Origin of the sequence: Phyllobacterium pellucidum, assembly GCF_013327855.1 — a bacterium.
Taxonomy (GTDB): Bacteria; Pseudomonadota; Alphaproteobacteria; order Rhizobiales; family Rhizobiaceae; genus Phyllobacterium; species Phyllobacterium pellucidum.
In genome coordinates, this window is record NZ_JABUMX010000001.1 from 1,389,175 (window position 1) to 1,400,794 (window position 11,620).

11 protein-coding genes are annotated in these 11,620 nt (G+C 59.8%); 7 read left to right on the forward strand and 4 right to left on the reverse strand.

Features of this window, described 5'->3' with window-relative positions; translation table 11 throughout:
- Positions 1-64: 64 nt before the first annotated feature.
- Positions 65-682 (reverse strand): L,D-transpeptidase, encoded by a 618-nt coding sequence (locus HQ945_RS06860; protein WP_027230592.1) that lies wholly within the window; start codon positions 680-682, stop codon positions 65-67.
- A gap of 180 nt (positions 683-862) precedes the next feature.
- Here HQ945_RS06860 and HQ945_RS06865 point away from each other — a divergent pair, with 180 nt between their 5' ends.
- Positions 863-1,357 (forward strand): MmcB family DNA repair protein, encoded by a 495-nt coding sequence (locus tag HQ945_RS06865; protein ID WP_113280217.1) that lies wholly within the window; start codon positions 863-865, stop codon positions 1,355-1,357.
- A 56-nt stretch (positions 1,358-1,413) separates the two neighbouring features.
- Here the strand turns inward: HQ945_RS06865 and HQ945_RS06870 are convergent, their stop codons facing one another.
- From HQ945_RS06870 to hrpB, 3 genes are all read right to left on the reverse strand, one after another.
- Positions 1,414-1,977, reverse strand: a complete 564-nt coding sequence (locus HQ945_RS06870) for an ActR/PrrA/RegA family redox response regulator transcription factor (protein ID WP_027230594.1) — start codon at positions 1,975-1,977, stop codon at positions 1,414-1,416.
- A gap of 67 nt (positions 1,978-2,044) precedes the next feature.
- Positions 2,045-3,346, reverse strand: coding sequence for an ActS/PrrB/RegB family redox-sensitive histidine kinase (locus tag HQ945_RS06875; RefSeq protein WP_027230595.1), 1,302 nt, complete (start codon positions 3,344-3,346; stop codon positions 2,045-2,047).
- 84 nt (positions 3,347-3,430) lie between these two features.
- Positions 3,431-5,878, reverse strand: coding sequence for an ATP-dependent helicase HrpB (gene hrpB, locus HQ945_RS06880; protein ID WP_113280216.1), 2,448 nt, complete (start codon positions 5,876-5,878; stop codon positions 3,431-3,433).
- Positions 5,879-6,063: 185 nt separating this feature from the next.
- Here hrpB and HQ945_RS06885 point away from each other — a divergent pair, with 185 nt between their 5' ends.
- The 6 genes from HQ945_RS06885 to HQ945_RS06910 all read left to right on the forward strand — a co-directional run bounded on the left by HQ945_RS06885 (position 6,064) and on the right by HQ945_RS06910 (position 11,607).
- Complete coding sequence (locus HQ945_RS06885; RefSeq protein WP_027230597.1) at positions 6,064-7,176, forward strand: S-(hydroxymethyl)glutathione dehydrogenase/class III alcohol dehydrogenase; 1,113 nt, start codon at positions 6,064-6,066, stop codon at positions 7,174-7,176.
- On the forward strand, positions 7,176-7,649 hold the full coding sequence (locus HQ945_RS06890; protein WP_113280215.1) for a GNAT family N-acetyltransferase: 474 nt from the start codon (positions 7,176-7,178) through the stop codon (positions 7,647-7,649). The genes HQ945_RS06885 and HQ945_RS06890 overlap by 1 nt, the downstream gene beginning before the upstream one ends.
- A 23-nt stretch (positions 7,650-7,672) precedes the next feature.
- Positions 7,673-8,332 carry a DUF1345 domain-containing protein gene (locus HQ945_RS06895; protein ID WP_027230599.1) on the forward strand — a complete coding sequence of 220 codons (660 nt, stop codon included), beginning with the start codon at positions 7,673-7,675 and terminating at the stop codon, positions 8,330-8,332.
- 13 nt (positions 8,333-8,345) lie between these two features.
- Positions 8,346-9,182 (forward strand): S-formylglutathione hydrolase, encoded by an 837-nt coding sequence (gene fghA / locus HQ945_RS06900; protein WP_113280214.1) that lies wholly within the window; start codon positions 8,346-8,348, stop codon positions 9,180-9,182.
- A 262-nt stretch (positions 9,183-9,444) separates the two neighbouring features.
- Positions 9,445-11,205, forward strand: a complete 1,761-nt coding sequence (locus tag HQ945_RS06905; RefSeq protein WP_207719701.1) for a S10 family serine carboxypeptidase-like protein — start codon at positions 9,445-9,447, stop codon at positions 11,203-11,205.
- 12 nt (positions 11,206-11,217) lie between these two features.
- A complete protein-coding gene (locus tag HQ945_RS06910) occupies positions 11,218-11,607 on the forward strand; it encodes a hypothetical protein (protein ID WP_113280213.1) in 390 nt (129 codons plus the stop codon).
- The last annotated feature ends 13 nt before the right edge of the window (positions 11,608-11,620 follow it).

The following is an 11,620-nucleotide window of genomic DNA, read 5'->3' on the forward strand; positions in this document are numbered from 1 at the left end:
TCGCAGGACAAAAAAGAAGGGCTCCGACATGTTGGAGCCCTTCGCTTTTTATATGCCGCGAATGCTAGCGGACGATGACCTTGGCGCCAACTTCGGCGCGATTGTAGAGGTCGATGATGTCCTGGTTCATCAGGCGGATGCAGCCCGACGACATCGCCTTGCCGATCGACCACCATTCCGGTGTACCATGAAGGCGATAGCCGGTGTCGCCGCCCTTATTGAACAGATAGAGGGCGCGGGCACCGAGAGGATTGCTCAGGCCCGGATCCATGCCGTCGCGGAACTCGGCAAGCTTCGGCTGGCGCGCGATCATTTCCCTCGGAGGGGTCCATGTCGGCCATTCGCGCTTCAAGGCAATACGGGCGCTGCCCGACCATTCGAAGCCTTGCTTGCCGACCCCGATACCGTAGCGCATGGCGCGGCCGTCGCCGAGGACGTAGTAGAGGTATTTTGCCTTGGTATCGACAATGATCGTTCCCGGCGCTTCGCCGCCGTCATAGTTGACTTCCTGGCGCAGATATTGCGGCGGGATCTTGGTGCGCGGAACCGCTGGAATGACGTATCCCGCGTCAACGACGGAATTATAGGACGCGGTCGAATAGCTGAGCCCGATTGTCGAACAACCGGTCAAGGCGGTTGCACTCATCAGTCCAACCGCAAGGACGATAGTCTTCAGTTGCATGGTCACCCCAGTGAATAATTGTGCGCGAATCGGCGTTTGGTTTAGCTGTCGCCTCTCTTGCGCCAATATTGTTAATGCCTGATTAACTGTAAAGCGCAGTGTTTCGTTAACCATGTTTTGCTCAACCTGGCGATTGGTTTTCCTACCCATGGTTGCAGTTTTGTCGGTATTGTCTCGTTTATGCCACTCGTCTCCCTAGGTCAGACAAGCCCCTTGATAGATGGCCGCCAGTCGGAAAACGCCATGATGGTGCGCCGCGGGGTGCAGCGGCTGTTCCTTGAACTCGGCCTTGCAGTCATGCCGGAACTCTCGCTCGCCTCGGGGCGGCGCGCAGATCTCGTTGCCCTGACGCGCAGTGGCGAAATCTGGATCGTCGAAATCAAATCCTCGATCGAGGATTTCCGGGTCGATCGCAAATGGCCGGTTTACCGCCAGCATTGCGACCGGCTGTTCTTCGCGACCCACCCCGGCGTTCCCGCCGATATTTTTCCGGACGATTGCGGATTCATCCTTTCGGATGGCTATGGCGCCGAGATCATTCGCGACGCCCCCGAGCACAAGTTGCCCGGCGCTACGCGTAAGGCCATGACTCTGCGCTTTGCGCGGGTCAGTGCTGCGCGCATGACGCTCGCAGAACTCGCCGGCATCGAGCTGCCCGAGACCGACGTGGAATAAAGCGTTTCGTTTCAGATTGCTGTAGAAGCAGTAAATGTTTTAATCGTCACCACGATCTAACGCGGGGCGCGCTTGGCGAGGATCCGCTGCAGTGTGCGGCGATGCATGTTAAGCCGGCGCGCCGTTTCCGAAACATTGCGGTCGCACATTTCATAGACCCGCTGAATATGCTCCCAGCGCACCCTGTCGGCCGACATCGGATTTTCTGGCGGCGCAACTTTTTCACCTGTTCGGCGCGTCAACGCGGCAAAGACCTCGTCAGCATCGGCAGGCTTCGAAAGATAGTCTATCGCCCCGATTTTGACGGCGTTTACCGCGGTCGCGATATTGCCATAGCCGGTCAGAACGATCGCGCGCGTATCCTCGCGGCGGGCGCGTATCGCCTCGATAATATCAAGGCCGTTGCCGTCGCCAAGGCGCATATCGACGACCGCATAGGCCGGCGCATTGACCTTGACGCTCGCAAGACCGGCCTCGACCGAATCGGCAATGGCGACAACGAAGCCGCGTGACTCCATGGCGCGTGCGAGCCGCTGCAAGAAGGGCTTGTCGTCATCGACCAGAAGAAGTGTTCGATCACCGCCGATCGCTTCAATATCGTCCTGATCCGTGTTTTCCATCAGGTATTCCTGCTCATTCACTGTAAATATGGATGTTAATGGTTCGCAATGAACAAAAAGTCAAAGATTATCCATCAGTAAGCAATTGATGGCGAGGCCAGATAACAACGACTTCTGCCCCCTGCCCAGGATCGTTGCGATTGCGGAAGGTAATTGTCGCGCCTGAGCGTTCGAGCAATGTCTTGGCGATGAAGAGGCCAAGGCCGAGGCCGCCGCCATGCTCGTTGATCGCGCGGTCGCGGCCGGTGGTGTACGGCTCGCCGATGCGGTCGAGGATATCGGGTGCAAAACCCTTGCCGTCATCGCTGATGACGATTTCCACGGTTCTGTCGCTCCAGCCCCAATTGACGTTGATGGTTTCGCGCGCGAAATCGACGGCATTTTCGACGAGATTGCCAAGACCGTATATAATGCCGGGATTGCGGCGGATAACCGGCTCATTGCCTTCGCCGCGCATCTTCGAGACGACGATGTTGATGCCGAAATTGCGGTTGGGTTCGATGACCTCCTCGATCAGCGAGGAAATCTTGAGGCGCGACATGTGCTCTTCACTGGTCGACGACAGGCTCGTCAGCCGCTTGAGAATTTCGCGGCAACGCTCGGTCTGCGAGCGTAGAAGCTCGATATCCTCGGCGAACCGGTCATCCTTCTTGAGACTGCGCTCCATCTCCTTGGCAACGAGCGCGATGGTTGCCAGCGGTGTGCCGAGCTCATGCGCGGCAGCGGCGGCGAGTCCATCGAGCGCGGAGAGATGCTGCTCGCGCTGCAGGATGAGTTCGGTGGCGTTGAGCGCATCGGCGAGGAGACGGGCTTCCTCGGCGACGCGGTAGGCATAGACCGCGGTGAATGCCAGAGCCGAAACGACCGAACACCAGACGCCGGCGATCAGTACGAAGGGCAGTTGCATCGTCTCGCCCTCATACCAGGGCAAGGGCAGGTAGACATAGGCGAGCAACGTTGCGCAGGCCGTTACCAAAAGGCCAAGTGCGGTCGTTGCATAGGCCGGCAGCGACGTCGCAGAGATGATGACCGGAACAATCATCAGCACGGCGAAGGGGTTCTGCAGCCCTCCGGTCATATAAAGCAGTCCCGCCACCTGCAATATGTCGAAGGCAAGCACGGTGATGGCCGCCCGCGGTTCAAGGCGGTGATTTATCGGATAGCGGAACGACATGAGAAGGTTCAGCCAGGCCGAACAGGCGATCAGCGCGAAGCATATGCTGACGGGAAACGGAAACTTCAGGTAGAGCGCGACGAAGAGCACGGCGATGCTCTGTCCTGCCACCGCAAGCCAGCGCAGCCGGATCAGCGTAGTCAGCCGGAGCCGGCGCGAGAGATAGGATGAGCGTGTCTGGAAATCCTGGACCATGCCGGTGATTTAGAACAAAGCTCACGCAAATGGAAACATGATTCCTGGGAGCCTGCTTCAGCGTTAATCGTTGGTTGTGACCGCTCAGGTTCCCCGCGGCTTCGCGCGGGCAGTGGGCACCGCATTGGCGGGGTCGTCCGGCCAGACATGCTTCGGGTAGCGGCCACGCATGTCGGAGCGCACATCGGCCCAGGAGCCCTTCCAGAAGCCGGGTAGATCACGGGTGATCTGGATCGGCCTATGGGCCGGCGACAGCAGCTCCAGCAGCAGGGGCACCGTTCCGCTGGCAATCGCCGGGTGCGTCCCGAGCCCGAACAATTCCTGCACGCGCACGGCGAGCACAGGCGCTTCCGCCTCATAGCGGATCGGAATGTTCGAGCCGGTCGGCACCTCGAAATGGGTTGGCGCCAAGGCATCGATCTTGCGCTGCAAATCATAAGGCACCAGCGCACGCAGCCCCTCGGCGATCGCATGTCCCGATATCTGGCCGAGCTGAGCCGTTCCCTCGAGATAAGGCAACAGCCAGTCTTCGAGGTTTGCTTGCAACGACGCATCGTCCATCGCCGGCCAAGGATCGCCAAGACCCTGATGCAGCCAGGTGAGGCGACGCCGCAGGATCGCCGCTTCCCTGGACCATGGCAGGATGTCGAGGCCGTGGTCCCTGACGGCCGCAATGACGCCTCGGTCGGCTTCTTCGCCAGTTGGCGCCGGCAAGGTCTTCTCTGACAATGCGATGGCGCCGATACGCGTGACTTCGCGCGCCTGCAAGGCGTTGCGGGCCGGGTCATAACTAACGTGCCTGCCATTGATGATGCGATCGCCGAGGGCGGCGCGTATGTCGGATTCGGAGATTTCCGCTGCCGAAAGAATGCGTGCACGGCCCGCCCGCCCCGCAAGATCGGCGACGACGAGCCATGGCGATTTTGCCAGCGAGGTGACGGGGTCGAGTTCGCCGCCCCGGCCATTGGCGAGCGTGAACTGGCCATTGCCGCGCGCCTTGGCGATACGGTCCGGGTAAGCGTCTATGAGAAGCCGCCCGGCACTCTCCTGCGCATCTGCCCGGCCTGTATCCTTGCCAGCGAGGCGTTTCGCCAGTCCGCGCGCGCGTGCCGCCCGATCACCGCGCTCACGTTCAAAGCGCGCCAGTCGCGTTTCGATGTCGACGTCGTTGCCGCCAAGGCCGCGCTCCGTCAAAACCACAGCGATTTCGGCAGAGCGCATGCCTTGGCCGCGCTCACGTGCCGCGAGCACCATATGGGCCAAGCGGACAGGTAAAGCGAGATTGCGCATAGCCTCGCCCATCGGCGTGATGCGATCATCGTGGAGCGCGCCAAGTTCGTTGAGCAGCGCCTTTGCTTCTTTAACCGCGGGCGTCGGCGGCAAATCGAGGAATGAAAGGCTGGCTGGGTTAGTTACGCCCCAGGCGGCGCAATCGAGGACAAGGCCGGAAAGATCAGCTTCCAGTATTTCGGGCGGCGAGAAGGCTTCGAGTGCCGCAGTCTGTTCGGCACGCCATAGACGCAACGCAACGCCGGGCTCCGTGCGTCCGGCACGCCCAGCACGTTGCTCGACGGCAGCGCGCGACGCCCGCACCGTTTCCAATCGGGTGAGGCCGGTCGCCGGTTCGAATTTCGGCAGCCGCGCCAAGCCGGCGTCGATAACGGCGCGCACGCCATCGATCGTTATCGACGTTTCGGCAATCGACGTCGCGAGCACCACCTTGCGTTTGCCGGGAGGCGGCGGGCTGATGGCAGCATCCTGGTCACGACCCTCCAGCGCGCCATAGAGCGGCGTGACAAAGGTGTCCGCCGGAACACGCCCCTCAAGCGCTGCGATGGCCCGTTCGATTTCGCGTTGTCCTGGGAGGAAAGCCAGAATGCTGCCACTCTCCCCGGCGAGCGTGTCCCGCACCGCCCGCGCCATTGCATCTTCGATCTTTTCGTCGGGCTTCCGCTCGCGATAGCGGATATCGACGGGGAAGGACCTGCCCTTGCTTTCGAGCACCGGCGCACCGCCGAGGAGTTTGGCCACGCGCGCACCGTCGAGCGTCGCCGACATCACCAGAAGCTTCAAGTCGGGCCGCAATGCAGCCTGCACATCGAGCGCCAGGGCCAGGCCGAAATCCGCATCGAGGCTACGCTCGTGAAACTCATCGAAAAGCACCACGGAAATGCCCGAGAGCCCCGGGTCATCGAGGATCATGCGGGCGAACACACCTTCCGTCACGACGAGTATGCGCGTCTTCGCCGAGACCTTGTTTTCAAGCCGCATGCGATAGCCGACGGTTTGACCCACACTCTCGCCAAGGAGGCTCGCCATACGGTTCGCGGCAGCGCGGGCAGCGAGGCGGCGCGGCTCAAGCAGGACGATCGTGCCATCCCCCCGCCATGACGCACCAAGCAGGTGCAGCGGCACTAGCGTGGTCTTGCCCGCGCCGGGAGGGGCAACGAGCACGGCAGCGATTCCATGCGCCAGCGCATCATCGAGCGCCGGCAGGATTTCGGTGACAGGAAGGGGCGGCAGTTCTTTCACGTACAGGTCCGATATCTAAGTGCAGACCTTTTGACAGGCTTGGTATCAGGGAGTCCAGAGGGATGATACGACGCGGCACCTGACGACGAGAAATGTCGCGGATCGGATTGACGACCCTGTGCCCCTTCCCGATAGTGCGCCAAAGCAAATCACATTGCTGATCGAGACGCATCAGGGAGAATTTCATGAAATCGCGCGCCGCCGTCGCCTGGGAGGCCAAAAAGCCGCTCACCATCGAAACGATCGAGATCAGCGGCCCCAAGCCCGGTGAAGTCCTCGTCGAGATCATGGCGACCGGGGTCTGCCACACCGATGCCTACACGCTTTCCGGGCTTGATTCCGAAGGGAAATTCCCGGCGATCCTCGGGCATGAGGGCGCGGGAATCGTGCGCGAGATTGGCGCGGGCGTGACCTCGCTCAAGGTCGGCGACCATGTCATTCCGCTCTATACACCCGAATGCCGCCAGTGCAAGACGTGCCTTTCGCAGCGTTCGAACCTGTGCACGGCCATCCGCTCGACGCAGGGGCAAGGCGTCATGCCCGACGGCACCAGCCGCTTTTCCTGCGAGGGCGGTGAGGTCTTCCACTATATGGGCTGCTCGACTTTCTCCAACTTCACCGTGCTACCCGAAATCGCCCTTGCCCGGGTGCGCGAGGATGCGCCATTCGACAAGATCTGCTACATCGGCTGCGGCGTCACCACCGGGATCGGCGCGGTTATTTATACGGGCAAGGTGTGGCCCGGCGCGAACGTCGTCGTCTTCGGGCTCGGCGGCATCGGCCTTAATGTCATCCAGGGCGCACGCATGGTAGGCGCCGACAAGATCATCGGTGTCGACATCAATCCCGGCAAGGTGGCGATGGCGAAGAAATTCGGCATGACCGATTTCGTCAATCCGAACGAAGTGGGCAATGACAAAGTCGTGCAGGCAATCCAGGAATTGACCGACGGCGGCGCCGATTTTTCCTTCGACGCCACCGGCAACACCAATGTCATGCGCCAAGCGCTCGAATGCTGCCATCGGGGCTGGGGCACCAGCATCGTCATCGGCGTTGCCGAGGCCGGCAAGGAAATTTCGACGCGGCCGTTCCAGCTCGTCACCGGGCGCAACTGGCGCGGCACGGCCTTCGGCGGTGCGCGCGGGCGCACAGATGTGCCGAAGATCGTCGACTGGTACATGGAGGGCAAGATCGATATCGACTCGTTGATCACTCACACAATGCCGCTCGACGAAATCAATACCGCATTCGATCTCATGCATGAGGGCAAGTCGATCCGTTCGGTCGTCACTTTCTGATGGAACCCGGTCCGTATAAAGTAATCCTCAGCGGGCTGGACGAACTCCGCCCGCGCGAACTCTATGATATGCTCAAGATGCGGGTCGACGTCTTCGTCGTCGAGCAGAAATGTCCCTACCCCGAGCTCGACGGCAAGGATGTCGACGCGCTGCACCTGCGCCTGATGGATGGCAAGACGCTCGTCGGCAGCGCCCGCATCCGCAAGCCGGAAAAGGACGAGCCCGCTGCCCGGATCGGCCGCGTCGTCGTCTCTCCGGACCATCGCGGCAAGCGTCTTGGCGAGCGGCTGATGGTCGAGGCCATTGCCCAATGCGAGCGGCTTTATGCCGAACGCCCGATCAATCTTTCGGCGCAGAGCCACCTCAAGGGTTTCTACGAATCCTTCGGTTTCGTGCCGGTGTCGGAGGAATATCTCGAGGACGACATTCCGCATATCGACATGCAGCGCCCCGCTGCGGTCGCAACAGACTAGCTGTCGTTCGAAAAAGGCCCCACATGTGGAAACGACATAATCCCTTTTACATTGCCGCCGTTGTCGGGATCGCCGTATTCGCAGTTGCGGTGTTCCTGCTTTCGTCGCGCATTGCCGCTGTCGTTGCCGCCAATGCGTTTTTCGTCATCTACCTGCTTCTGTCGGCATTCAAGGTTCACAGGCTCACGCCCGACTACCTTCGCAACAATGCGGCCAAATCGGACGAGCCTGTGGGCATCATCTTCGCAGTCACTTTTTGCACTGTGCTCGTCGCCGTCGGCTCGCTGTTTGCGCTGATCAATTCCGGTCAGGACAAGCACCCGCTCGACCTGACGCTGACGCTTTTCGCAGTCCCGCTCGGCTGGCTGACGATCCACATGATGACGGCGATCCACTATGCCCATATGTACTGGCAGCCGGACGAAGACGCTGACGGCGTGAAGGACAAGCCGCGCCACCACGCCGGCGGTCTCGACTTTCCGGGCGACAAGGAGCCCGGCGGCATCGAATTCGTCTACTTCTCCTATATTATCGGCATGACGGCGCAGACGTCCGACACCGCGATCACCAGTTCGCAGATGCGCCGGATCAATCTCGTCCACGCCATCGTTTCGTTCTTCTTCAATACGGTGCTGGTCGCAGCCGCGGTCAATGTCGCCGTCGCCCTCGGCCAACCGCAATAAATCGGGATCACCCATGGAAACGCTATCGACCGCCAGGAGCTTCGAGGGAATTCAGGGCGTCTATCGCCATCGCAGCGAAGCCTGCCAATGCGACATGACCTTTGCCGTATTCCTGCCGCCGCAGGCGAAGGACGGTCCGGTGCCGCTCCTCTGGTACCTCTCGGGGCTTACCTGCACGCATCAGAACGTCATGGACAAGGGCGAATATCGCCGCGCCGCAGCCGAACACGGCGTTGCCATCATCTGCCCGGATACGAGCCCGCGCGGCGAGAATGTGCCGGACGAAAAAGACAACTGGCAATTCGGCAGCGGTGCCGGCTTTTATCTCGACGCCACGCAGGCGCCCTGGTCGACCAACTATCGGATGGCCAGCTATATCGGCGAGGAACTTCCAGCGCTGGTCACGGCCAATTTCCCCGTGGATATGCAGCGCCAGGGCATATTCGGTCATTCCATGGGCGGTCATGGCGCGATCACACAAGCCCTGAAGCACAAGGGACGCTTCAAATCCGTTTCAGCGTTCGCGCCGATCGCGCGGCCCATGGTCGCCGGCTGGTCGCGCCCTGCCTTCGAGAAATATCTCGGGCCAGACGAAGCTGAGTGGCGGGCCTATGACAGCGTTGCGCTCATTGAGGATGGTGCTCGTGTGGCGGAGTTGCTGGTCGACCAGGGTAAGGCCGACGGATTTCTCGACGATGGTCTGCGCCCCTGGCTGCTGGAAGACGCCTGCGCCAAGGCCGGCATTCCGCTGACGCTCAATATGCGCGACGGCTACGACCATTCCTACTTTTTCATCTCAACCTTCATGGCTGATCACATTGCCTGGCACGCGAAGCGCGTGAAGGGCTAAGTGGTCGAACTATTCACCGGCGATGAATGCTGATTGCCCATGATTTGTTCAACTGACAAATCTGATCAGTCTTTAGGCGAATTGACGCTCTGCTCCGCGATCTGAAAAGGTAAACTTTTCAGACGAGGATTCAGCGCCAATGAATTTAAGATATTCATTCCTAGCCGCCTTGCTTTTGCTGACAGCCTGCGACGACAACAAAACGGCGAGTGAACACCCAAACAGTTCTGGAACGTTCGCCGCATCGACCGAGACAGCGGCAATGCCTGTCGCCTCAGTCTCAGGCGAGACCGTGGCGCCTCTGATTGTTACTCCCGACGTCGCGCCTCCTCCCATGGACGCCGTCGTTGAGAGCCCTGCCGACGTAGCCCGAAAAGAGGCGACTAAGCTGGCGGCAGTGGGCCGTACGCTGGAAGCTGGCAATTTGCTGGCCGAAGCCGGGCTTGAAGAAGAGGCATTCGCGCTTCTCGCACCCACGGACAGGGTTATCCACGATCCGAACACATACGGGACCTCGGACGATGAGGCTATTGAATTGTCGGTTGTAGACGAGACCACGTCGGTCAAGCGGAGTAAAATGATGATCAATGGCACGCTCACTCCTTTTACCGCACAAGCGGGCCACTTGATTGCCTATGCACCGAAGGACGCGGCAGCTGGCCAAGAGGCTGCCGAAGCTGCAATATTCTACACGGCCTATACGCGCGACGGACTTCCGAAGGACAAGCGGCCTGTAACATTTTTGTGGAACGGTGGTCCGGGGTCCGCTTCCATCTGGCTGCATATGGGCTCTTGGGGGCCGGTGCGGCTGAAATCCGATGCGCCTTCAATTCCCGAAGAATTTTATAAGAAACAGCCTGAGAGCCTTCCGCTTGAGGAAAACGCAATCACGCTTCTGGACAAGACAGACCTCGTTTTCGTCGATCCACCTGGAACGGGCTATTCGACGGCGATTAGTCCTTACATTAACAATAATTTCTGGGGAACCGATGCGGATGCCCGCTTGCTCCGCGATTTCATCATCCGCTACAACAACGTCAACAACCGCCAGACATCGCCCAAATATCTCTATGGCGAGTCCTACGGCGGTATCCGCACGCCGATCGTCGGAGATCTCCTGCTCGATGAGGGAACGGCGCGATTTTTGCCGGAATCCTCCGGCAAACAGAACATTGTCGTTTCGGGCTTGATTCTGAATTCGCCGATTCTCAACTATGCGAGCAACTGTCACATGGCTTACAGATCCAGTTGCGCCGGATATTTGCCTTCCTATGCGATGGTGGGCGATTATCATAAACTCGCCGCGGCTCGGGGAAATGCATCCGCCGAAAGCTACCTCCAATCCATGCGGACCTTTGTCACAGAAAAATACCTTCCATCGGTTAAGGACTGGAAGACCGTCAAGGACACCGCGCCGGGTAAGGAACTCATAGCGGAGTTGGAAGCCAGGACAGGCATCCCGGCAGCCCAGTGGACCAGCGACATCAACACCAAGCCTGATTGGGTGCAACTCAATCTTGTGCCCAGCTACAAATTGGGACGATACGATGGGCGGATGAAACTCCCGAAAAGTTCACCCTACGGTCCTGACGGTTACATCGATGACGCTTTCGTCAACCAGTTCAAAAGCTATATGAAACAATCGGTGAACTACGAGAATAGCTCGTACTACAGCGCTTGTTGCAGCGCTTACGGCTATTGGCAATGGTTTCATGACGGATTGACAAGTGGTTACAGCAGTTACGACCCCTCCAGCCTCCCGGACCTTAAGGAGTCGCTGGCTTTCAACCCGGAACTAAGGCTGCTCATCATCCATGGCTACGAGGATATAGCGACGCCGGGATTCCAGACCGAGCTTGATTTGAAGAATGCGGGAATGGCGGACCGGGTGCCGGTAAAGTGGTTCGAAGGTGGCCACATGACCTACGACACCGAAGCGTCGCGCGCGCCGCTGAAAGCGGAGATCGACAAGTATTTCGACGATCCGCGCTACAGCCTGCCGCCAGCCATTGCCTCTAACTAGGAGCAGCGAGCCATGAACCATATCATCATATCGACATCACTCTTGGCAGCGCTCATGCTTTCATCACCGGCCCAAGCCTATGACGATCTGCGCAAGCCGCCGGCAGATCCATCCGGCACGGTGCGCGAGCCCTTGACCGAGACCGGCATTCAGCGGGAACTGGACCAGCGGCTACTGCAACGCTTCAAGGTCGCGGCAGGTTCTTCCCCGCGACTGACGAAGCAGCAGGCAAAAGACGCCAATTGGGGCTTCATCGCCGATCATTTCGCCGAAATCGACACGGCTGGTGCCGGCTATGTCAGCTTCGATCAAATCCAGGCGTTCATGGATGCGCGCAGCATTGGCGCAGCCGCCAAGGCAAGGGTCAAGGCCCGGGCATCGACGGTGAAGACGATCGAGTGATGAACAGGTGTGG